The organism is Enterococcus sp. VV15 (assembly GCF_005236045.1).
GTDB lineage: Bacteria > Bacillota > Bacilli > Lactobacillales > Enterococcaceae > Enterococcus_B > Enterococcus_B durans.
This window is the reverse complement of sequence record NZ_QPTY01000004.1, coordinates 57,032-79,248: the sequence shown is the minus strand read 5'-3', so window position 1 is coordinate 79,248 and position 22,217 is coordinate 57,032. Positions and strand designations below refer to the sequence as shown.

The following is a 22,217-nucleotide window of genomic DNA, read 5'->3' as shown; positions in this document are numbered from 1 at the left end:
AAATGAAAGAATTATTTTCAACATACAAGCTCCCGATTATTTTCGGGGGACTTGGGTTACTACTAGCTATCTTATGGCTTACAGTAGGCTTTTTTAAAACTCTTTTGATAATCATCATGACTGCGATTGGCGTAGGAATTGGTTTTTATTTAAAAGAAACAAAAATTTTAGATCATTTTTTTAAATCATAGGAGGAATAAAAGATGGAAAACAAAGAGATGAAAAACATGAACGTAACTGCTAACGGTACTCACACAGAAGACAGCCATATCTCTAAAGGTGAATTGACTTATGAAGATAAAGTCATCCAAAAGATCATTGGTTACGCATTGAAAGATGTTGACGGATTATTGACACTTGACGGCGGCTTCTTCTCAAACATCGCTGAAAAATTAGTCAATACAGATAACGTTACTGCTGGTATCAATGCAGAAGTCGGCAAAAAACAAGTAGCTGTTGATTTAGACGTTGTTGTTGAATATGGCAAAGACATTGAAGATATCTACGAACAAATCAAAGACTTGATCAGTCGCGAAGTAAACGACATGACTCACTTAGATGTGATCGAAGTGAATGTGAACGTCGTAGATATCAAAACACAAGAAGAGTATGAAAAAGATCAAGAAACTGTCCAAGATAAAGTGACAGATGCAGCAAAAACAACAGGACAATTTGCTTCAAAACAAACAGATAAAGCAAAATCTGCTGTAAGCAAAGGAACACAAAAAGTAAAAGATAACGCGGAACCTCGTGTACAATAATAAAAAGAAAAAAACTGGAAAAAGTAGCATATAGGAGGAAATTAAAATGGGATTTATTTGGTCATTAATCGTTGGTGGTATTATCGGAGCAATTGCAGGTGCAATTACAAATAAAGGTTCTTCAATGGGCATCATTGCAAACGTGATCGCTGGTTTAGTTGGGTCTGCAATCGGACAAGCTTTACTAGGTTCATGGGGTCCAGTAATTGGTGGAATGGCAATCGTTCCTTCATTGATTGGAGCAATCATACTTGTATTGATCGTCTCTTTCTTTGCTCGTAAATTATAAGAGGACTTTTAAGTCGATCCATTAAGTAAAAATATGTAGTAGGGACAGATGTGTGAAGAGGATAAAAAAGACTTTCATGAAAATCATCGTTGATGAATTTCAGGGATTCGGCTTTATCTCTCGGAGTGCAACACATCTGTCCCTTTCTCTATGGATAGAAAGAGTTCAGACATCGTTTGGACTTTTTTGTCTTCATTTCAAAAATATTTTTACTTCTAATAATGGTATGTACGCATCTGATACTTATCGATTGCCGAAGATTTTGTCGTTCATGATACTTTTTCAGTATGTTCGGGAAGACCTTCGCAACAACAGAAAATCAACATGCTAAAATCGAATTATACATAACTATAGAAAGTTGGGGATGACGTGGAATCACAAATGTCGCGAAAGACAAAACTTTTCTATTTAGTGATGAGTTTGGTCATAACATTAGGAATATTCTTTTTGTATTGATGCAAATGGTTATATCAATAGAATAATGGCCAAACTAGAATGGTATCTGCATATAAAAAATAGGTGTATTGTGAAGAAACGGGTGCAGTAAATGGTGCAGTTGACTGTTCTTTCTTGAATTTTGTTCAATACTATAAGTACGTATTTTTTATGTTGAAAACGGTACGATATTCCTGTTATTTTAAAGGTTTTTTAGATAAAGTCTTTTTACCAAAATTTGCCTATCAAGAAGATAGAGATGGGAATTGGCAAGGATTATTGACAAATATTAAAAAAGCTACGGTTGTAACGACTGCAACTTACTCAAAAGAATCATTAACAACATATGGAGATGTAATTCAAGGTGTATTTATGAATAGTACACTACGAAGCGTTGGTATCCCAATAGAGAAAATGAAGTGGATTTATTTTTCCGAAGTAAATATAACCACTGATGAAAGAAAAAAAGAATTTTTGGAACAGCTCCCCGCATTAATTTAAAAAAATTAAAAATCCTCTTGACTTAGAGTTGACTCCAAGTAGTACAATGATTCCTGTGCTAGAAACTCTATTTTCTTGCAAAAAGCAGCGCGAATAAGTAGCTGATAAGGGAGAGAACAATTCATGACTACAACTGAACGTATATTAGACAAAGTAAATGGTCCTGCAGACGTTAAACAATTAACAATTGAAGAAATGACGTTATTAGCTGATGAAATGCGTCAAATGATTTTACAGAAAGATAGCGCAGTCGGTGGACATGTGGGTCCTAACCTAGGAGTAACTGAATTAACGATTGCCTTTCATTATGTATTTGATTCACCAAAGGATAAAATCGTTTGGGATGTGTCCCATCAATCTTACGGGCACAAATTACTGACAGGCCGTAAGAATGGTTTTGAAGAAGGGCATTACAATGAAGTTACAGGCTATTCTAATCAACATGAAAGTGAACATGACTACTTTACGGTAGGGCATACATCAACTTCTATCAGTTTGGCTGTAGGTTTAGCAAAAGCCCGCGATTTGAAACATGAAACAGGAAATGTGATGGCATTTATCGGTGATGGTTCAATGAGTGGTGGTTTGGCATACGAAGGATTGAATAACGGCGGAGCATTGGATTCAAATCTGATCGTGTTGGTCAACGACAATGAAATGTCGATTGATGAAAATCATGGTAGCTTGTATCAAAATTTGGCAGAATTGCGTGAAAGCAATGGTCAAAGTGACAATAACTTGTTCAAAGCGATGGGGTTTGACTACCGTTATGTAGCAAATGGAAACGATCTTGAAACAGTTATCCAAGTATTTAAAGAAATCAAAGATATCGACCATCCAATCGTTCTTCATGTGCATACTGAAAAAGGTCACGGATATGGACCTGCGATTGAAAACAAGATGAAATACCATTGGCATGTTCCTTTTGATCTAGCAACTGGTGAAGCAAAACATCCAACAACTGGCGAAACGTTGAATCAAGCAATCATTGCCTACTTGGATGAAAAAACAATGAATAGTGACACACCGATCGTTGCTGTCAATGCGGCAATTCCAGGTATGTTTGGTTTGAAAGAGTATCAGAAAAAACATCCAGATCATTATTTTGATGTAGGTATTGCGGAACAACATTCGATTACTTTTGCGTCAGCTTTAGCTTCACAAGGAGTTCGTCCGGTAGTTTTCCAATCAAGCACATTCTTACAACGTGCGTATGACCAATTATCACATGATTTAGCAATCAATGAAAATCCAGCCGTGATTTTGGTTGGGGGTGGAACGATCTCTGCAAGCGATCGTACACACCAAGGAACATTTGACATTGCGTATCTTTCAAGTATTCCTAATATCAAATATCTTGCACCTGCAACTAAAGAAGATCTACTTTCAATGCTTGACTGGGCATTGACACAAACAAAACAACCAGTAGCAATCAGAATTCCAACACATGGCGTACAACATGGTGAAGCAATTGCGGAAGATTACTCGACACCAGCGTACCAATTGTTGAATGAAGGCGAAACTGTAGCTGTTTTGGCTTTAGGCGGGTTCCTTGAACTTGGAAAAGCAGCAGTGGAAGAATTCAAAAAAGCAGGGATCGATGCAACATTGATCAATCCTGGAACAATCACAGAATTTGATCTTGAAACATTGGATCAGTTGAAAGAAAACCATCAAGTAGTTGTGACTTTAGAAGATGGTAGCTTGGCAGGCGGGTTTGGTGAAAAAATCAGCCGTTACTATGGTGATTCTTCTATCAATGTCTTGAATTTTGGTTCTAAAAAAGAATTTACTGATAGCATTCCAACGCAAGAACTCTACGAACGTTATCATTTAACCCCTGCACAAATCGTTGAAGATACACAAAAAATACTTTCTAAATAGTATTTTGTGAGTGATACTATCCGTAGAGAAACAAGTCAAGAACTTTAAGAACTAAGAGGGAGTCCAGAAATTGGCTAATTGATTTTTATCCAATTTTACTTTTTGGTGACTGCTGTTCTTCTTAAGTGTTTAAAAATAAAAATGGGATAAAAGTGAGTGATTGCTTTTATCTCATTTTTTATTTATGAATAGAGAAGTAGATAATAACATGATATTTACTATATAATTATTATGTAAACTTATTTTGAAACAAGATAGTTGAGTATCAGATAAAATCAAGCTGTTTGTTTCTAAAACATCCTAAAATAATGAAAAGAGCACCCCACCATAGAGGTCGAGACAAAACTCGTTTAGGTTTGAAAAATTGGAGAAAAAAGGCTGGGACAGAAGTGTTTACCTCCGATAAATAAGAAGAAATTCACGAAAATTAATTTTCAAATTTTTGTGAATCTCGGCTTATTTCCGAAGAACCTGACTTTTGGATGCCGTTTATCCGAGAATCTATAGTAAAACTTATTTTTAGATTTGTCTCACATTTCTTTTGATGGGCTGTTCTTTTTATCTAAAAATCTCTTTTTTCTTTAGGAAGTAGTGGTCAATTGGGTCAATAGTTGTGAATAACCTAATTCTCTAGCGTAGTCCTCAGCTGTTTTTCCATAATTATCCCGTAGTTCTTTATTTGCTCCGTTATCTAGTAATACTTGAATGATTTCCTGATAGACAGCAGAACCATCTCTCAAAGCGGCTGCTTCGATCAGTGCTGTGTAACCGTAGTTGTTTTGATGATCGATGTTTACTCGGCCATCTGCTAAGAGGAGTTTGACATTTTCTAAATGGCCTTTTTCTGCAGCGGGTATCAGTGCATTTCCACCAAAGCGGTTCACGATTTGCTGATCTGGTTCGCCATTTTTTAACATATAGTCTAAAATTTCTGTTTTCCCTTGCGCGCTAGCATAGAGATAAGAACTGTCTTGTATCCCATCTTGTTGATTGATATCGGCTCCATGATCAATCAATGTCTTTGCAATCTCAAGCTGATTCAGATGAGTAGCGATCATCAACGGAGTTTCACCAGCTTCATTTTGTTCATCAATGGGGTAGTCTGGATTTTTCAATAATTCTTGTACTTGTTGAAGATCATTGGTAGTAACGGCATGTAATAAACTTTCTGGAACAATCGGCATGACTGTTTCCTCCTTTGTTGTTTGACTAGATTCTGCTTGAGCAGTACTTGAAGTCACTACTGTTGTTTGTGAAATAGGGGAGTTCTTTTTTTTCGGCTCGAGAGTACAAGCACTGAGAAACAGGGGACTCAGGCCCAAGAGTGATAATATGAAGAAACGTTTCATAAAAGCGCCTCCTTTTAACTATCATATGGATAAATGTACGTGAGGGCAACTATTATACTTGAGAAGTATTGAGCATCTAAAAACATGTGTTGCTTTTGCTAAAAGGAAGAGTTTCTTGACAAAGAGACAGTCTTCATAGATAGTTAAAAGCAACGTTGATTTGCTACGTACAAGCAATTATTGAAAGAAAGTAGGGGGATTTAGTGATTACACGTATGCCTTCAGAATTATCTGAAAGAGAAAATTATAAATTATTGATTGGCTCGGTGATTCCCAGACCAGTAGCCATCGTATCGACAATTTCTGACAAAGAGGTGTTAAATATTGCGCCATTCAGCTATTTTAATATCGTGAGTTCAAATCCACCGATGTTATCCTTAGCAATCCAGAGAAAAAATGGTGAAATGAAGGATACTGCAAGAAACATCGTAGGAAGAAAAAAAGCGGTGATCCAAGTACTTGATGCAGAAATTTTACTTGAAGTGAACAAAACAGCGGCGAGTCTTCCAAACGACGAAAGTGAACTGGCCTTGACGAATCTAACGACAAGAAAGTCAGAGAATACACCGATCCCGATTCTGAATGAGGCGAAAGTTACCTTTGAAACGAGTCTTTACGATCATGTAGAGATCAAAAATGAAACAGCAACGACCGCCGATCTATTTTTGCTATCTATTGAAGCATACCACTTGGATGAATTGGTTTATGATCCAGAAACAGGACGGATCGATCCTGAAGCGCTTCATGCAATCAGTCGGCTTGCTGGAAGTGATTATGCTACGATTGGTGAAATCATCACGTTGGCACGACCAGACTAACTGTTGGGTAAAAAATACTGATGTTATTTTTCTTTGTTTGTGCTAAAATAAATTAATTTATAAAAGGGTAACAATCGTTATCCCATAGATAAGGGGTCTTTAATATGTTAAACATTTATTATCAAGTAGCAGAAGATGCAAAACCAATGGAAAAAGAATATGGATCAGTAAATGAGTTTCTTCAAGGTCAATACCTAGAAGTACCCTCATTACAAGACCATTTCAAAGTCATCAAAGCAATGATCGATGGGGAAGAAGTCACACTAAAAGATCAAACGATCGGCGGACTATTTAATCTATTGAACATGTAAAATAGTTCTTTTTATTCCGAAAAGTGAAAAGCGATTCCTCTAAGCACTAAAACATATATAATGTTTAGAGGAATTTTTTTATGTAGAGTTCAACTAATGAATAAATATCTTAAAGATTGTTTAATTTCGTTTTTTTATCCCAGAATTTATTGCGTAAAAACGTTCAGACGATTACTATTAATCTGTAAAAAATAAAAATAGTAATAACCTTGTTAGGTGAGGCTCCTATACAAACACAAGCTATTGCTCAGAAACGTCGAAAGACGCCAATGGGTCAAACAGGAATTGTCGGATTAAGGCTTTTTCAAATAGCTAAGGATTTTTCTTTACGTTGTATAGTGCTAAAACTCGGACGATGAGATGATGCTAGGTCAGAATTCTTGTTCGAAAAGGTTTCTGACCTTTTCTTGTGCTTAAATAACTGATGCTTACCCGCTCGTGGTTCACCTAACTTGTGTCAAAGAAGGGAGAAATGCGATGTGGAAAAATAGAAAGATCGACTGGTTGATTTTAGGTCCATATATGGCCTTGTCAATTGTCGGTCTTTTAGAAATTTATAGTGCAAGTTCGTATCGACTGCTCGTGACGCAAGAAGATCCGAAGAGTCTGTTTGTTCGTCAATTTTGCTTTATTCTGCTTAGTTGGTGCATGATCGCATTCACCTTTTCTGTCAGGTTGCACATACTGCTGAAACCTAAACAAATAAACTACGGTATCATGGTGTCTATTTTACTATTGCTCATGATGAAAGTTGGTCTATTCGCTGTCACAGTCAATGGAGCGCAACGATGGATATCTATCGGAGGGATTCAGTTCCAGCCTTCTGAACTAGGAATGATCTTTTTGATTTTATACCTTAGCCGTTTTTTTAGAGATGGCGAAAAGGTGCCAGATAAGATCCATAGGCCGCTAATGCTCGTTAGCACAATGGCGTTGCTTGTTTTATTTCAACCTAAAATAGCAGGGGCAATCATGATCTTAACAATTGCTGGAGCAATGATCTGGGCAGCAGCGATTCCGATAAAAAAAGGAGTATTGCTTATCTTTTCTTCTGTTGCTGGTCTGGTCCTGATGGCAGGACTGGTAGTACTATTCGAAAAACATGGAGTGCTGCCCTCTTTTTTTGAACACGCCTATAGCCGTATTGCGATGGTCCATGATCCGTTCCTCGATGAACATGGAGCAGGATATCAAATGAGTAATTCTTATTACGCGCTTTATAATGGTGGGTTATTTGGACGCGGCTTAGGAAATAGCATCACAAAAAAAGGCTATTTGCCAGAATCTGAAACAGATTTTATTTTTTCGATCATTGCAGAAGAATTCGGATTGATTGGGGCGTTGCTTGTATTACTATTGCTTTTTCTGATGTGTTTTAGGATTTTTCAAAGGAGTGTCCAATCACAAAATCAGCAAGCAAGTTTGATTTTGATTGGAGTCGGCACGTGGTTGCTCACGCAAACAAGCATCAATGTCGGAAGTGTTTTAGGCTTGATCCCCATGACGGGAGTACCATTGCCGTTCGTTAGCTATGGTGGCACGAGTTATTTCATTTTGTCCTTTGCAGTTGGCTTAAGTCTGAATATCACCTCTAGACAAACGGAAAGAAAAAAACAGGTCGACGAGTTGCAGCTCGATCGACCCAAAGTACTAAAAAAGAAGAACTGAGAATTTCTCAGCTTGGATTATCATAAAGGACAATGATCGATTTTTCAAGTAAGAGATTCTTATTAGAAAGAGGAATATGAAATGAAAACATTTCAAAAAATAATTCTAGTTTTTTTGGCAACGATCGCTATCGTAGTCGGCTATTTTTCCTTTGAATTCGTTCATGGATTCTCATCTGGAAGCCAATCAGCTGGTGTCCAAAAAGTAGAAGCGAAAGATGTACCTACGATCATCAATGTTGCATTGATAGGTTCAGATGCTCGATCCAAAGAAGAAGAAGGGCGTTCGGACTCTTTGATGATGGCACAGTATAACCAAAAAACAAAAGAAGCAAAATTAGTATCGATCATGCGTGATTCATACGTAGATATTCCTGGTTATGGTATGAATAAGATCAATGCGGCCTATTCATACGGAGGCGTGGATCTGCTAAACAAGACTTTAAAGGAAAGCTTCAAATTTGAAGCTCCTTATTATGCAAGCATTACTTTCCAAGATTTTATTGATTGTGTGAACGAACTATTTCCAGATGGTGTGAAGATCAACGCAGAAAAAGATCTGGATTTAGATGAGGTCTATATCAAAAAAGGGGAGCAAACTATGGATGGCAACACATTGCTGCAATATGCACGCTTTAGAGAAGATGAAGAAGGCGACTTTGGTCGTATCAGACGGCAGCAACAAGTGATCAAGGCCCTCTCTTCACAGCTTAAAGACGTGACTTCCATTCTCAAATTGCCAAAGGCGGTAGGTAAATTATTAGGAAGCATCAAAACAAATTTACCGGAAAGCGTATTGATCGATTGCGGACTTGATTTTTTGAATGAAGACAAAAAAATAGCTACGTTATCTGTCCCTGTGGATGGAAGTTGGGATTTCAATAACGATACGCCTTCTGGCAGTGTATTGGAATTAGATTTGACCAAAAATCAAGAGGCTCTCAAGCAATTTTTAGATTAGTAAGTTTTTCGTAAAAGAAGCTAGAACAAGCAATCAAAGCTATGTTCTAGCTTCTTTTCTTGTGTTAGAATGGAACGGAATATATTTGACGAGTGGAGGGAAAAGATGAAACGTAGTGATACTCATCGAAAGAAAAAAACAGGTCTGATTGTTGGTGGCGGGGTTATTCTGGTTCTTGCAACGGCTTGTGGCGGCTATTTTCTTTACCAGCATCAACAAGAAGAAAAGGCAGTCAAAGCTAGTGAAAAAACGATCCAACAATTTGTAACAGAGCTAAATAAGGGCGACTATGAAAAAGCAATGGCACTTATCCAAGTAGATAATAAAGGCAAGAATAGCTTTTCAAAAAAAGAAGTTTTGGAGAAGTATCAAAATATCTATGGTGCAGTCGATGTCAAAGGAATCGAAGTTTCAAATCTGAAAATCGATAAGAAAGACAGTGACACGTATACATTTGGTTATAAAGCAAAAATGAATACTACGTTAGGAGAGCTAAAGGATCTTTCTTATGAAGGGACTCTATCGCAAAAAAATGATCAAACCAAAATCAACTGGCAACCTAACTTGATCTTCCCTCAAATGTCAGGTAACGATAAAGTAAGCTTGACCGCTGAAACAGCAAAACGAGGGAATATCTTGGATCGTAATGGAAAACCTTTGGCGACAACTGGCAAATTGAAACAGTTAGGGGTCGTACCAGGTAAACTAGGAGAAGGCGAAGAAAAAACAGCGAATGTCACAGCTATCGCTAAAGCGTTTGATTTGAATGAAGAGGAAATCAATCAGGCAATTTCTCAAAGCTGGGTACAACCCGACTATTTTGTTCCCCTAAAAATCATCGATGGTGAAACACCAGAACTACCTAATGGTGCGACTATTCAAGAAGTTGACGGTCGTTATTATCCATTAGGCGAAGCAGCTGCCCAGTTGGTCGGCTATATTGGAGAAATCACCGCCGAAGATATCAAGAAAAATGCAGAATTAAGTAGTAATGGAAAAATCGGCCGATCTGGTTTAGAAATGGCATATGATAAAGAGCTGAGAGGAACGAATGGCGGAAAATTAAGTATTACGGATGAAAATGGTACAGAGAAAAAAGTGTTGATCGATCATGAAGTAAAAAACGGTCAGGATATCAAATTGACTCTTGATGCAGATGCACAAAAAATAGCCTATGATAGCTTAGGGGGAAAACCAGGATCGACTGTTGCGACTTCACCAAAAACAGGAGATTTATTGGTATTAGCAAGTTCGCCTAGCTATGATCCAAATAAAATGACCAATGGTATTTCTCAGGAAGACTATAAAGCATATTCAGAAAACAAGAACCAACCATTCATCAGTCGTTTTGCGACAGGCTATGCTCCTGGATCGACATTCAAGATGATCACTGCAGCCATCGGTTTAGATAACCAGACGATCAATCCAGAAGAATCTCTAGCAATCAGTGGGTTGAAATGGCAAAAAGATTCGTCATGGGGTTCGTATCAAGTAACACGGGTGAGTGATGTCCCTCAGGTAAATCTAAAAGCTGCGTTAGTATATTCTGATAATATCTATATGGCACAAGAAACGCTGAAAATGGGCGAAAAGGCTTTCCGTGACGGGTTGAATAAATTTATATTTGGCGAAGAGCTAGATCTACCGCTTAGTATGAATCCTGCGCAAATCTCTAATGAGAAAAGTTTCAATTCAGACATTTTGTTAGCAGACACTGGCTATGGACAAGGGCAGCTGTTGATCAATCCGATCCAGCAAGCAACAATGTACTCTGTCTTTGCCAATAATGGAACGCTTGTGTATCCAAAATTGGTTTTAGATCATGAAACAAAAGATAAGAAAAATGTCATTAGCCAATCTGCGGTGCAAACGATCATCCCAGATTTGAAGGATGTTGTCCAAGATGTAAATGGAACGGCCCATTCATTAGCTTCACTGAATATCCCGATCGCTGCAAAAACTGGTACAGCAGAAATCAAAGAAAAACAAGATGAAAAAGGTCAGGAAAATAGCTTCTTGTTTGCTGTAAATCCAGATACGAATGGTTATTTGATGATCAGCATGCTGGAAAATAAAGAAGAAGGGGATTCTGCAACGAAACGGGCCCCTGAACTGTTGCAATACTTGAATCAAACCTATCAATAAAACCAAGTCATTGATCGTAACTATAGCTGTAATGAGAGACTAACCGATGACTGGCTGTTCCATTGATTGGCTTTGGGTTCAAGTACGCTTAGTAGCTATACGATACGCTTGCTCTAATAAGTAATGATTGGAAGTGTCTTCGGTCAACCAAGGGATATTCTTTGGTTGATCGAAGTTTTTTTGTTTATCGCTGATAGGAAGTCAAATTGGAACGACTTTTATGCTTTAATAAGAAGAGAGAGTAACTTAGTAAAAAGATAGCCATAAGCGCGGGTAGTCCATGATGGATACTGGCATAAAGTTGTCCACCGATAATGGGGCCGATTACTTGAGCCAAAGCCTGGATGCTTTGAGCACCACCTTGGATCTTTCCTTGGTCGTGAGCATCTGTTTTTTTGGAGAGCAGTCCATTGAAGGAAGGTCCGAAAATGGAGTCGCCAAATCCAAAGAAGATCATTCCTAAGATGAAAAGCCAGACTTTCGGAATAAAAACGGATAAAAAAATCAAACCATAGCCAATGATTTCGTTACTGATCCCTAACTGGATGATTTGCTGATCTTTTAGATACTTCAAGAGTAGGGGCATGACAAAAGTCTGAGAGAAGATATCCATAATGCCCATCAAAGAAAATGCAAAGCCAATTGCGAGAGGTTTCAAAGAAAAGGTATCAATCGAAAATTGAGCAAAAATAGCCTGTAGCGAGCCATTAGGTAACCAAATAAAAAATCCGCAGATCATGAACCATTTCATCGAGGTAATGGAAAAAATCGATCGTAACTGCTTGAAGGGATTGAGTTGTCCTAAAAAAATCTTAGAAGCCCGTTTCGTTTTGTTCAAGCTTTCAGGCATCAAGAAATAACCATAGATTGCATTGATGAATGTAAGAAGGGAAGCCACAAGTAACGGGACCGCAGAACCAAAATGGCTGAGAACACCGCCAATCAATGGCCCCATTGCTGTTCCGATACCTGCAACTGCGCTGACCCAACCAAAATATTTTGTTCGATTTTCTTCAGAGGTAATATCTGCGAAGTATGCAAATATCGCGGAAATTTCACCGCCAGTCAGTCCTTCAATGAGTCTACCTAAAAATAGCACCCATAACGCACCACCTAACCCGAAGATCAAGTAGCCAATGGAAGACCCGATCAAGTTACTGATCAAAACGACTCTTCGTCCAAAGCGGTCACTTAAAGCACCAAGTATAGGACTAGCTAGAAATATAGCAAATGCATAGACGGAAGTCAGCAGTGAAACTGCCACCGCTTGTTGATGTGGTGAAGTGGTATAAGATGCGACTAAGGATGGGACAACAGGGGTGATGAGCGTTAAGCCAAGCCCTACCATGAAGACAGATGTGAAACCAAAGATCAATGAATGCTTTGTTTGTATAGTTGTCAAAAGAATGCTCCTTTATTTATTTTTTTGTTTCCTAGTAAACAAAAAATAGTGTAGATGATTTTTGTTTACTTGTCAACAAAAAGAGGACTCAACCCTTAAATGGCTGAGTCCTCTTTTTTTGCAGTCTTTTTTAGCTGTTCTCTAAAACGTCCGATAAAGCGGAAGACGGTATCGAATTCATCTGCAGACATCTGTTCAAATACTGCTTCATTTTCTTTGAGAAATTCTTGATGAAGCTGCTTATGTCGGTCGTTCAGCAGCTTACCTTCTTCCGTTAAACGAAAATACAGTTCTTTTTTATTTTCTGGTTTTTGGTAACTTTCAATTAACTGTTTCGCCAAAAGCTTCTTTGTTTGTTTGCTGATAGCGCCGCGTGTCAGGTAGCTGGCAGCTGCTAATTTTGTGACATTGGGTTCAGGAAGTTTTGCTATCTTCTCGATCAACTCGATTTCATTTAGCGGATATCCCTCGATGGCCTCTTCAAGTTTTGGCTTGTTTAACCAAGTGATTTCATTTGCTAAATCAAGCATATCACTGATTAAATTTATTCTCTTGTCCATTGAGCAACCTCTTTTTTTAGTTTAACGAATATCTATTTCCCTAATCATAATATACTGCAAGGCGTTTTGCTATACTTCATGCACTTTTTTCGTGAAATATTTAAGCACTAAAGGTGAAATCAAAGTACTTAGCAGAACAACGATGACAAGTGGAGAATAATAGTGAGGCTCGATCAATTTACTTTGTTGTCCAATTTGTAAAATGATCAATGCCATCTCACCACGAGAAATCATTCCTGCGCCGACCATCAATGAACTGTTTGTTGAAAAACCTGCTACTTTTGCGCCTAAATAGCCTCCAAAAAGTTTTGTAAGGATAGCAATGATTGTCAATACAAGAATAAATAGAAGTTGTTCACTAAAGTTTGAAAAATCAACTTCTAATCCAACACTGACAAAGAAGACAGGAATAAATACAGCGTAACCTAACGCTTCAACGTTATGATAAACTTCGTGTTTGACTTTCGTTTGACTGACTGCGATACCTGCAAAAAAGGCACCGATGACAGAACTTAGGCCAATCAAATCTGCAATAAACGACATTCCTAGGCAAATAACCAATGAAACGATGATGATGGCTGAATTCGCATAAATTTTTTCAGCGAAGGACATCAAAAAAGGTGTAATCCATTTCACCAATAAGAAGATGAAGATGAAATAGATGATTTGTTCAGCCAATAACAGCGGGAGGGGAAGGTTGCTGGAAGACTCCCCAGTCAAAAAGGATAAACTAAAACTTAGCACCAAGACCACTAAAATATCATCAACGACAGAGGCGCCTAAAATAGTCGAGCCTTCTTTCGTATTGACAACGTTCAATTCTTTCAATACTTCAACGGAGATACTCACTGAAGTTGCCGCTAAAATGATTCCGAAGAAAATCGCTTCATTATTGGAAACTTGGAACGCTTCTCCTGTCAACCAACCAAACACGACAGGGAATAAGATACCTAAAATAGCGACGAACATCCCAGGCTTAAAGTATTTTTTCAGTAAAGAAAGGTCACTTTCTAGACCAGCTAAGAACATCAATAAGATGACCCCGATTTCAGAAAAATCATGGACCAATACACTAGGATGGACCCAGCCTAACCCAGCTTCTCCAAGTAACACACCGACTAATAACTGTCCGATCACTGCCGGGATACCGATTCGTCTTGATACATGTGAACCAATAGTCGTTGAAATCAAAATAAGACATAGAATACCGATGAATTCCATAAAATAGAACGATCCTTTCAATCGAATAATCAAACTTCTGTTTAATAACGAATATTATTTAAAAAGCAAGAAAAAATATTCTCTATTTCAACAAAAAAACCTTTAAACACGAAAGGTGCAAAAGGTTTTTTTGCTTTCTTTGAGAAACCTACGAATACATTTTACGTACTCGGAAAAAACTGACAATTTCTGATATACCCATAAAAATCAAAATGGCGCCAAAAATTTGGAAAAGGAACATCAAGCTTTTGAAGGGATTGAATAATAAGATCAATCCGCCGATCAATAGCAAGACACTATATAAGCTCCAACCTTTTGACTTAGTATTTAGGCCAAAGAACAATTGAAATAGTCCATTAGCAATGATCACTAGTCCAAGAATGATTGGTAAGATCGATACAATAGCAGAGGCAAAAACTAGAACAATCAAGGCGATGATCAAAAAGACGATGCCACTTACCAAGCCAAATCCCCAATCACCTGTTTGTTTTTTATTTTTATGCGTTTCTAAAATATTTATCAACCCTAGCAATGCAAAATATGCAGTGATCAGATAGCCGATAAAGTGAAAGACCGCAGTCGGATTGATCACAATAGCCAGACCGGCGATAATGTAAATAGTTGCTCGTAGAAAAGCGTAGCGTTGGAAATTCTTTCGCACCATATCAAACATAACACAAACCTCCTTTGACTCTATTCTAACTGGAAAAGTTGTTTTTACCAAATGATAACTTATCGTCGCCTTTAATTCCTAAGGATTTTTTCCATTTTCTTTCCTTTGGCTAATTCATCGATCAACTTATCTAAATAACGAATATTCTGCATAAGTGGTTCGTCGATCTCTTCTACGCGGATACCACAAATGAGTCCTGTAATCAAATCACGTTTAGGATTCAAATGGGGTGCTTCAGCAAAAAAAGTACGAAAATCGACCTTATTTTGTATTTGTTGGCTCAACGCATCTTGTCCATACCCAGTCAGCCATTTGATCACTTGATCGACTTCGTTTTTTGAACGCCCTTGTTTCTCGACTTTCGAAATATAGAGAGGATAGACAGTAGAAAAAGGCATAGTATAAAGTTTATTTGTCATAGGTTCTCCTTTCTCCTTTTTCTTCATTATATTGATTTACATGAAGAAAGGGTAGTAAAGAGGATTTTTCTTTTTAAAGAATAGAAGGTCAAAAATAAAAGAAGTATAGTGTGTGGACAGAATAGGTAGAATACCGACTAAAAGTGAAGTGGATAAACAATTGGAACAAAAGGGGAGCAATCCAAATCTAAGAATCAGTTTTGCTACAGACTCTCGAATAAACGGCGTCCAAAAGTCAGATTTTTCGGAAATTGCAAAAAAGAGGCTGGGACAGAAGTGTTTCTTACTTTTGTCTCGACCTCTTTTAAATTTGTTCCATACTGCAAATAAATTTCTAAAAATCGATCAATTTTATTAGCAATGATATTTTTAGTAAGCAAAGTGAGAATAGTTCTATCTGGGTAAAAAAGCCATTCCTATTATGAGTAGGAATGACTTTTTTAGGATCTATTAGCTGCTCTTAATTCCTCATCAAATAATCAAATGCTCCGAGAGCCGCAGTTGCACCGGAGCCCATCGAAATAATGATTTGCTTATAGGAACTATTTGTACAGTCACCAGCAGCAAATAATCCTTTGATCGATGTTTCTCCATGCAGATCAACAATGATTTCTCCACGCTCATTCATCTCAAGAGGAGCTGAAAGCCATTCTGTATTTGGAACCAATCCAATCAGAATAAAGACACCAGCAACATCCAATGTTTGCTTTTTCCCAGTAGCTCGGTCTTTGTAAGTGATTGAGTCGACATGAGTAGTTCCTGTGATTTCTTGTGTTTCTGCATTTAATAAAATGGTCACGTTTGAAAGAGTAGCTAATTTATCTTGCAATATTTTGTCTGCTTTTAGTTCAGAAAGAAACTCCAATACGTAAACATGGTTTGCTAGTCCTGCCAGATCGATGGCAGCTTCAATTCCGGAATTTCCGCCACCAATCACCGCAACATCCTTCCCAGTAAACAATGGCCCGTCACAGTGAGGACAATAGGCGATACCTTTGTTCTTAAATTTCTTTTCCCCAGGTACATTGATTGATCGCCAACGTGCGCCAGTTGCTATAATAGCAGTTTTTGTTGTTAATTTTTGACCACTTTTCAAGGAAACAGCAAAAGAATCGTTTTGTTTTTGAAGTGAGGTCACTAACTGATTGGTCATAATGTCCACTGGATAAGAACGCAAATGTTCTTCAACTTGTTTCATCAATTGCGGACCCTCTGTGTAAGGCGTTCCGATCATATTTTCAATACCCAACGTTTCGATCACTTGGCCACCAAGAGAATCAGCTACAAGACCAGTACGAATACCTTTTCGTGCCGCGTAGATGGCTGCACTGCTCGCTGCTGGACCACCACCTATAACTAAAACGCCATAAGGCATTGGCTCACTAGATGGCGTAACTGTTTGAGGACCTGTAATCTGTTCAAGGATTTGTTCGAGTGTCATACGTCCACTTGCAAATTCTTGCCCATTTAAGTAGACAGTAGGTACTGCTAACACTTGTTTTTCAGTGATTTCATTCTGGTACATGCTGCCCTCGATCATCGTATGATGGATCATCGGGTTCAAAACAGACAGAATATTTAATGCCTGTACGACATCTGGACAATTATGACAAGTCAAGCTGACATAGGTTTCAAAATATAAGTCCTGCTGAATTTGCTTGATTTGCTGCATTAAAGAATCCGTGATTTTTGGAGGACGACCACTGACCTGTAGTAGGGCAAGCAAAAAAGATGAAAACTCATGACCTAAAGGAATCCCAGCAAAGGCGATCCCGCTAGTTCCATTTAATGAGTTGATCTCGAAACTTGGTGTGCGAGACAACTTTTTCTCTTCGATTGTCACTTTTTCCGTCATCTGGGCAATCTCATTTAAGAACTCAAGTAACTTTCTTGAATCATTAGAGTCATCTGTACTTGTCGAAAAAATAACGGGAGATTCCAACATCTCTAAATAGTGGGCGAGATTCTGCTTCGTTTCTTTATCTAACATCTTGCGACCCTCTATATCTTTCCTACAAGATCAAAACTTGGCTTCAATGTTTCGCCACTTTCTTTCCATTTAGCTGGGCAGACTTCTCCAGGATGAGTACGGACATACTGAGCTGCTTTGATTTTATCGATCAGTGTACTTGCATCACGTCCAATCCCGTCTGCATTGATTTCCATTGCTTGTACGATTCCATCTGGGTCAATGATGAACGTTCCTCTTTGGGCAAGTCCTTGTTCTTCATCTAGTACATCAAAAATTCGAGAGATATGATGAGAAGGGTCACCAATCATCGTATAATTAATTTTACCTATAGCTTCAGATGTGTCATGCCAAGCTTTGTGGGTAAAGTGGGTATCCGTTGAACAAGAAAAAACATCTACGCCAAGTGATTTTAATTCATGGTATTGCTTTTGTAGGTCCTCAAGTTCAGTCGGGCAAACAAAGGTAAAATCAGCTGGGTAGAAGCAAAGAATACTCCAATTTCCAATCATGTTCTTTTCTGATACCTCAATAAATTCTCCATTACGATAAGCTTGTGCTGTAAATTCTTCAACTTTTTTTCCGATCATTGACATAATGAAACCTCCAATAATAATTATTTATTTATAATAAATATAATTTAGAAAGAGAGAATAAGTCAATGTTTTTTTGTTATATTAGATTTTTTTGCCAAAAAAGGTGCGATAAAAATACAGTCATCAAGCAAGTTGGATCTTGACTAAACACTTTACGGACAAATACTATAGTCATTTTCTTGTTTTAATTCAAAGATATATTCAGCGATTTTCGTTACGACCCTTTTCCAATCATTTGGAGAAACGATCCCATCTAACAAATAGATTTTCTTGATATCTTTTGAAAGATGGTCAAGGGGGGAATCACTCACGATGATATCGCATTCTTCCATATAGTATTTTTGGATGATGATCGAATCTGAAGAAAAAATTTGCTCGATTTTTACCATTAGATCTTTACCTACGTAAAAGTCTTTTGTGTAATTAATCCCAATAACGATAGTGGGTTGTGCTTTAAAGCGATCATAAAGATGCAGTAAATCTTCCACGATCCATTGGATATTTTCACGTTCGAGAATCTCAGGTAAATAATGGTGGTGTTCTTCTCTGAATTGCAGGTAGAATTGTTCGATCTCATTTTGCAAGACAGTAAAATTTTTCTTGCCTTGATACAACACGAAAGTCGGTAGAGGTGTATTTGGCTGATCGTGATTCAAAAAAGTACTAAAGATTTTATTACGAGCAAAGTTCATCGTATATAAGGCTTGCTGATCTTTTGGTATGTTCAAACTGAAATGAGTAGCGAAGGCCTCAACCATTTTTTTACAATACATAATATGGGGAACTTTGGCTTTCAATAATAGTTCATATTGGTACTGGCTCAGTTCGTCGCTCTCGATTTTAGATATGGCTAACCGTGCTAAAACATTGATCAGAATACGTTGTTCATAACCAATAGGTAAATTGGGATGAAGCAAATCGAAAACAGGGTCCACTAAATACTCGATGTAGCCGTGTTCCGTAAATTCTTTTTGAACATTTTTCAAAGTGGTAGCTGGAAAATTTTCCTGACATATTTTTAATAGTAGGTACAGCTTGTCGATCATGCCGCCATTCAAGGCGATCAACAAATCCTTCTTGAAGTAAGCATTGAGAGTGTAAGCGATTGTTTGTTCCGGTTCATTGGAATAAGGAAAAGAAGTATTGGCGAATATGTTCCAATAAACATCTAAAAAGCAATATTGTATTTGTATTTCTGTTCCAGAAAGGATTTTTCTTCCTTTATTCGAAAATTTGAAGGAGATACCGTATAATGCCAAAAATTGGTTCACTGTCTTCATTTTGGAATAAAGATAGGAAGGACTGTAATTCGTTTGTTGACTGAGACTAGTCATCGTATTGCCATTCTCGCTTAGTAAGGCAGTTAGAATTTGGTAATTGGTGGATTCTGAGCAATATTTTCCTAGTAGTTCATAGTAGCACTTGGCGATATCGACTTCTTCACAGGCTAATTTGATAAAATTTTTCTGCTTTACGATAGTGATCTCTTCGAACTCAAGTGTAGTGAAGTCTTGTTCAAGTTCTTGGATGTACAATAAAAGATTAGAGTCAGACATATCAAAATAATCGGCTAGATAATGTGTGGTAATAAAAAAGCGGTGTTCCGATAGAAAAAGGAAAATATCAAGTTTGGTCACGTTTTTTTTCTTTAATAAGTACTTTTTTATTGCTTCTTGTGTCTGCATCGCGTTCCTCCATTTGGTATGATCTTAAATAATTTTACTGAAAATTTCTTGTTTTTAAACAAAAAGACAGTAAAAATCTCCTAACAATTTGTATTATCTTATTCCTTGTGAGTAATAAAGAAAAAAGATGGGAGAGAAAGAGCATGAAATATTTAAACGTTTTATTTACTTCTGTTGTTTTAGCTAGTCTAGCAGTACCAGTTGACGCAGCACAAGTTGATGAAGCTGCGCCACAATATCCCATAACCTTACGTTCAACAGAACCAGGTTGGGCGAATGTCAATCGTATCACATTACAAGATATCTTTTTACCAACGAATTCAGGTATTATGAAAGTGGCCGTTGGCGAAACGATCACGGTAAACGCAACGGTCGATTATTCAGGAGATTTAGCACCTATCTTACAATCAAGTGTTTTATTTGAAGGGGTTGATCCAGCACTAACGATTGGGTACGATCCTAGTTCACTTGTAATCAATCAAAGAGCAGCAAGGTTTTCTTTTACTGTAACACTTAATCGACCATTAACAAAGCCCGCACTATTTACAGTTAAAGTAGCAGATGGTACTTCTTCTGATAACCAACATCTGACACCATATAGCCAACGACAAACGATTGAAGAAGCGTCAATAGATTTAGGGGACGAAGATTTAATTGAGATCCCAGAGACAGATGGCAATGTCGGTGGAAATAAACCGACAATTAAACCAGAAGAACCGGATCAAGAAGTGACAGAACCAGAAGAGCCAGATCAAGAAGTGACAATACCGCCCCAATCTGAAACCGATGATACTCCTGCCAATGAAACAAATAGAGAAGTTCCTGAGAATACGAATCATTCAATGGCCAATAGTCATGGGAAAAACATAAGTAATGGTATTATCAAAACACAAGATTTTGATAGAAATACACATGCGAAAGTAAAAGAAGTTCCACGGATTCGAATCGATAAAAATGAAAAAACAAATGATAATAGTAATGAAAATTACCGAAACGAAGAAAATCCTTCTTCATCTGATCGTCAATCAACATTGCCTAAAACAGCAGAAAAATCCAATTTATTCCTAGTCCCTGTTGGTTTAGGCCTACTAGGATTCACGATTTTGAAGTTAAAAAGAAAATAAGAATGAACCTTTGCTAAAGGGAAACTTTTTACTCATGAATGTTACAGAGCTAAAATCAACGCTTTTAGAAAGAAAAGGCTACATTTACAATGCCTGCAAAAGATGATTCATGTTATGAAGAATGAGGGACAAATCTAAAAAATCAGGTTTGCTATAGACTCTAATCCCAAATAAACGGCGTTCAAAAGTCAAGTTTTTCCGGAAATTTCAAAAAAAAAAAAACGAGCAATACAAAAAACGTATTGTTCGTTTTTTTTTTTTGAAATTTCTCAAACATCAACGATTTTTATCTCGACCTCTTTTTTTCTTGTTTAATTGAGGTAGTTGATTTGTTCTTGTTCAATTAACGGATAGGTGAACAATTTTGAGTCGTCTAACTCTACTTTATGCATATCGATCGCTGTGATTTGGCTATTTTTGTAGGTCGTATAGTAGTAGATTCCTTTGTCCATATTGCAACAAGAGGAATAGATAGTGTATTCAAATTGACCATTTCCAACATCGCATAACCCTTTTTGTTGTTCCACCGATTTTAAGATATGGAAAAATTGCCCAACACTTTCGTCTTCTGAATCCCCTGAAACTGAGTTTAGTTTGGTAAACGCAGCTTTGATAAATCGGGAGCTAGAAGATAAGTCGCCTGGTAAACCAATGCTACCCATGCCGCGACTGTAGACTGTCAACTCTAGTTCTTTAGAAAAAGTGTTTTCTGGGGTATGAGTAGAGACATGTCGATAGTTGTTTAAATTAAAGAGTTGGTAATCAAAAGTAGGATTGTTCGTCAATACACCAATAGGATTATCGTATACTTTCAATCCATCAACTGTAGACTCGACCACAATCGACTCTTTTTGATCTGCTATCATCCAGTGTAAAGGCGAAAGTGGCAAGTCTTCACTGAAATCGATGTTGACTAAGTTGATTTCCTTTAATAATGCTTTTGCTTCGAAGACATTTTGGCATTGACTTAGGATCCAAGGGATAAACTCAAATGGAGAAATGTTGTTTTTTTCGGACATTTCTTCAAAGAAATGCGCATTCCCAGGGAAATTTAGTCCCGCCATGCTTAAACCAGTTTCATTCGTTGCTTCATAATAGAGAGGATAGTCATTGACAACAGTTGCCATACCAATCAATGCATAATGGGTGGGGATATCCGTCACTCTCCGAAATTTAAATGGATAATTTCTAGGAGTGATGGTTACCACTTCATGATAAGAAATCTCCAAATCCAAATTACGACCAAAATAATGATCTTTCGTTGAATAAGTAATCGATGTACACATTGTACGTTGCCTCCTTTGATGATGGTAATTTAATCATAGGCCAATTTTTCATTTTTTTCCACTAATAACTAAATAGATGATCAAAAAAGAGTGAATGAGGGACAAATCTAAACATCAGTTTTGCTACAGACACTCGAATAAACAGCGTCCAAAAGTCAAGT

At 37.4% G+C, this 22,217-nt stretch carries 21 protein-coding genes and 1 riboswitch; of the genes, 11 read left to right on the top strand and 10 right to left on the bottom strand.

The features are described from left to right. Positions 1 to 2: 2 nt before the first annotated feature. The 5 genes from DVW83_RS02875 to DVW83_RS02855 all read left to right on the top strand — a co-directional run bounded on the left by DVW83_RS02875 (position 3) and on the right by DVW83_RS02855 (position 3,870). Positions 3 to 191, top strand: a complete 189-nt coding sequence (locus tag DVW83_RS02875) for a DUF2273 domain-containing protein (RefSeq protein ID WP_005875246.1) — start codon at positions 3 to 5, stop codon at positions 189 to 191. A 12-nt stretch (positions 192 to 203) separates the two neighbouring features. Then, complete coding sequence (locus tag DVW83_RS02870; protein WP_016176606.1) at positions 204 to 761, top strand: Asp23/Gls24 family envelope stress response protein; 558 nt, start codon at positions 204 to 206, stop codon at positions 759 to 761. A 46-nt stretch (positions 762 to 807) separates the two neighbouring features. Then, a complete protein-coding gene (locus tag DVW83_RS02865; protein WP_081133641.1) occupies positions 808 to 1,050 on the top strand; it encodes a GlsB/YeaQ/YmgE family stress response membrane protein in 243 nt (80 codons plus the stop codon). A gap of 606 nt (positions 1,051 to 1,656) precedes the next feature. Continuing rightward, entirely contained in the window at positions 1,657 to 1,986 is a 330-nt protein-coding gene (locus DVW83_RS02860; RefSeq protein WP_123862795.1) for an NAD(P)H-dependent oxidoreductase, read from the top strand. A gap of 123 nt (positions 1,987 to 2,109) precedes the next feature. Continuing rightward, positions 2,110 to 3,870: a 1-deoxy-D-xylulose-5-phosphate synthase gene (locus DVW83_RS02855; RefSeq protein WP_104660055.1), complete on the top strand. Its 1,761-nt coding sequence runs from the start codon at positions 2,110 to 2,112 to the stop codon at positions 3,868 to 3,870. A 581-nt stretch (positions 3,871 to 4,451) separates the two neighbouring features. Here the strand turns inward: DVW83_RS02855 and DVW83_RS02850 are convergent. Then, entirely contained in the window at positions 4,452 to 5,219 is a 768-nt protein-coding gene (locus DVW83_RS02850) for an ankyrin repeat domain-containing protein (protein ID WP_104660056.1), read from the bottom strand. 203 nt (positions 5,220 to 5,422) lie between these two features. Here DVW83_RS02850 and DVW83_RS02845 point away from each other — a divergent pair, with 203 nt between their 5' ends. The 5 genes from DVW83_RS02845 (at position 5,423) to pbp4 (ending at position 11,121) form a co-directional block, all read left to right on the top strand. Next, positions 5,423 to 6,037 (top strand): flavin reductase family protein, encoded by a 615-nt coding sequence (locus DVW83_RS02845; RefSeq protein WP_104660057.1) that lies wholly within the window; start codon positions 5,423 to 5,425, stop codon positions 6,035 to 6,037. A gap of 104 nt (positions 6,038 to 6,141) precedes the next feature. Continuing rightward, on the top strand, positions 6,142 to 6,348 hold the full coding sequence (locus DVW83_RS02840) for a hypothetical protein (protein ID WP_104660058.1): 207 nt from the start codon (positions 6,142 to 6,144) through the stop codon (positions 6,346 to 6,348). Positions 6,349 to 6,549: 201 nt separating this feature from the next. Beyond that, positions 6,550 to 6,715, top strand: a riboswitch (M-box (ykoK) riboswitch). 110 nt (positions 6,716 to 6,825) lie between these two features. Continuing rightward, positions 6,826 to 8,016, top strand: a complete 1,191-nt coding sequence (locus tag DVW83_RS02835; protein WP_104660059.1) for an FtsW/RodA/SpoVE family cell cycle protein — start codon at positions 6,826 to 6,828, stop codon at positions 8,014 to 8,016. An 81-nt stretch (positions 8,017 to 8,097) separates the two neighbouring features. Continuing rightward, positions 8,098 to 8,976, top strand: a complete 879-nt coding sequence (locus tag DVW83_RS02830; RefSeq protein ID WP_137238988.1) for an LCP family protein — start codon at positions 8,098 to 8,100, stop codon at positions 8,974 to 8,976. 105 nt (positions 8,977 to 9,081) lie between these two features. Beyond that, a complete protein-coding gene (pbp4, locus tag DVW83_RS02825; RefSeq protein WP_104660061.1) occupies positions 9,082 to 11,121 on the top strand; it encodes a penicillin-binding protein PBP4(5) in 2,040 nt (679 codons plus the stop codon). A gap of 184 nt (positions 11,122 to 11,305) precedes the next feature. On the opposite strand, the gene DVW83_RS02820 is transcribed toward pbp4, so the two are convergent. The 8 genes from DVW83_RS02820 to DVW83_RS02785 all read right to left on the bottom strand — a co-directional run bounded on the left by DVW83_RS02820 (position 11,306) and on the right by DVW83_RS02785 (position 19,646). Beyond that, entirely contained in the window at positions 11,306 to 12,523 is a 1,218-nt protein-coding gene (locus tag DVW83_RS02820) for an MFS transporter (protein WP_104660062.1), read from the bottom strand. Positions 12,524 to 12,618: 95 nt separating this feature from the next. After that, a complete protein-coding gene (locus DVW83_RS02815) occupies positions 12,619 to 13,083 on the bottom strand; it encodes a MarR family transcriptional regulator (RefSeq protein WP_104660063.1) in 465 nt (154 codons plus the stop codon). Between the two features lie 69 nt (positions 13,084 to 13,152). After that, positions 13,153 to 14,304 carry a cation:proton antiporter gene (locus DVW83_RS02810; RefSeq protein WP_104660064.1) on the bottom strand — a complete coding sequence of 384 codons (1,152 nt, stop codon included), beginning with the start codon at positions 14,302 to 14,304 and terminating at the stop codon, positions 13,153 to 13,155. A gap of 148 nt (positions 14,305 to 14,452) precedes the next feature. Beyond that, a complete protein-coding gene (locus DVW83_RS02805) occupies positions 14,453 to 14,977 on the bottom strand; it encodes an HdeD family acid-resistance protein (RefSeq protein ID WP_104660065.1) in 525 nt (174 codons plus the stop codon). Between the two features lie 71 nt (positions 14,978 to 15,048). Continuing rightward, positions 15,049 to 15,396 (bottom strand): DUF2200 domain-containing protein, encoded by a 348-nt coding sequence (locus tag DVW83_RS02800; RefSeq protein WP_104660066.1) that lies wholly within the window; start codon positions 15,394 to 15,396, stop codon positions 15,049 to 15,051. A gap of 460 nt (positions 15,397 to 15,856) precedes the next feature. Further along, positions 15,857 to 17,386: an alkyl hydroperoxide reductase subunit F gene (ahpF, locus tag DVW83_RS02795; RefSeq protein WP_137238986.1), complete on the bottom strand. Its 1,530-nt coding sequence runs from the start codon at positions 17,384 to 17,386 to the stop codon at positions 15,857 to 15,859. Between the two features lie 11 nt (positions 17,387 to 17,397). Beyond that, positions 17,398 to 17,961: an alkyl hydroperoxide reductase subunit C gene (ahpC, locus tag DVW83_RS02790; RefSeq protein WP_123862802.1), complete on the bottom strand. Its 564-nt coding sequence runs from the start codon at positions 17,959 to 17,961 to the stop codon at positions 17,398 to 17,400. 152 nt (positions 17,962 to 18,113) lie between these two features. Continuing rightward, positions 18,114 to 19,646: a helix-turn-helix domain-containing protein gene (locus DVW83_RS02785; protein ID WP_123862803.1), complete on the bottom strand. Its 1,533-nt coding sequence runs from the start codon at positions 19,644 to 19,646 to the stop codon at positions 18,114 to 18,116. Positions 19,647 to 19,789: 143 nt separating this feature from the next. Between DVW83_RS02785 and DVW83_RS15355 the strand changes: the two genes are divergently transcribed. Further along, the gene (locus DVW83_RS15355) at positions 19,790 to 20,770 is read left to right on the top strand and encodes an LPXTG cell wall anchor domain-containing protein (RefSeq protein WP_238699339.1); all 981 of its coding nucleotides are present in this window, start codon (positions 19,790 to 19,792) and stop codon (positions 20,768 to 20,770) included. Between the two features lie 311 nt (positions 20,771 to 21,081). Here the strand turns inward: DVW83_RS15355 and bsh are convergent, their stop codons facing one another. After that, entirely contained in the window at positions 21,082 to 22,056 is a 975-nt protein-coding gene (gene bsh, locus DVW83_RS02770) for a choloylglycine hydrolase (protein ID WP_123862805.1), read from the bottom strand. Positions 22,057 to 22,217 lie beyond the last annotated feature (161 nt).

Excerpts from the sequence above, each read along its gene's own strand:
- DVW83_RS02840 (WP_104660058.1), top strand. The coding sequence starts at position 6,142 with ATGTTAAACATTTATTATCAAGTAGCAGAAGATGCAAAACCAATGGAA.
- DVW83_RS02860 (WP_123862795.1), top strand. The coding sequence starts at position 1,657 with ATGTTGAAAACGGTACGATATTCCTGTTATTTTAAAGGTTTTTTAGAT.
- ahpC (WP_123862802.1), bottom strand. The coding sequence starts at position 17,961 with ATGTCAATGATCGGAAAAAAAGTTGAAGAATTTACAGCACAAGCTTAT.
- DVW83_RS02875 (WP_005875246.1), top strand. The coding sequence starts at position 3 with ATGAAAGAATTATTTTCAACATACAAGCTCCCGATTATTTTCGGGGGA.
- DVW83_RS02865 (WP_081133641.1), top strand. The coding sequence starts at position 808 with ATGGGATTTATTTGGTCATTAATCGTTGGTGGTATTATCGGAGCAATT.
- DVW83_RS02835 (WP_104660059.1), top strand. The coding sequence starts at position 6,826 with ATGTGGAAAAATAGAAAGATCGACTGGTTGATTTTAGGTCCATATATG.
- bsh (WP_123862805.1), bottom strand. The coding sequence starts at position 22,056 with ATGTGTACATCGATTACTTATTCAACGAAAGATCATTATTTTGGTCGT.
- DVW83_RS02785 (WP_123862803.1), bottom strand. The coding sequence starts at position 19,646 with ATGCAGACACAAGAAGCAATAAAAAAGTACTTATTAAAGAAAAAAAAC.
- DVW83_RS02815 (WP_104660063.1), bottom strand. The coding sequence starts at position 13,083 with ATGGACAAGAGAATAAATTTAATCAGTGATATGCTTGATTTAGCAAAT.
- pbp4 (WP_104660061.1), top strand. The coding sequence starts at position 9,082 with ATGAAACGTAGTGATACTCATCGAAAGAAAAAAACAGGTCTGATTGTT.
- DVW83_RS15355 (WP_238699339.1), top strand. The coding sequence starts at position 19,790 with ATGAAATATTTAAACGTTTTATTTACTTCTGTTGTTTTAGCTAGTCTA.
- ahpF (WP_137238986.1), bottom strand. The coding sequence starts at position 17,386 with ATGTTAGATAAAGAAACGAAGCAGAATCTCGCCCACTATTTAGAGATG.
- DVW83_RS02850 (WP_104660056.1), bottom strand. The coding sequence starts at position 5,219 with ATGAAACGTTTCTTCATATTATCACTCTTGGGCCTGAGTCCCCTGTTT.
- DVW83_RS02810 (WP_104660064.1), bottom strand. The coding sequence starts at position 14,304 with ATGGAATTCATCGGTATTCTATGTCTTATTTTGATTTCAACGACTATT.
- DVW83_RS02830 (WP_137238988.1), top strand. The coding sequence starts at position 8,098 with ATGAAAACATTTCAAAAAATAATTCTAGTTTTTTTGGCAACGATCGCT.
- DVW83_RS02805 (WP_104660065.1), bottom strand. The coding sequence starts at position 14,977 with ATGTTTGATATGGTGCGAAAGAATTTCCAACGCTACGCTTTTCTACGA.
- DVW83_RS02855 (WP_104660055.1), top strand. The coding sequence starts at position 2,110 with ATGACTACAACTGAACGTATATTAGACAAAGTAAATGGTCCTGCAGAC.
- DVW83_RS02870 (WP_016176606.1), top strand. The coding sequence starts at position 204 with ATGGAAAACAAAGAGATGAAAAACATGAACGTAACTGCTAACGGTACT.
- DVW83_RS02800 (WP_104660066.1), bottom strand. The coding sequence starts at position 15,396 with ATGACAAATAAACTTTATACTATGCCTTTTTCTACTGTCTATCCTCTC.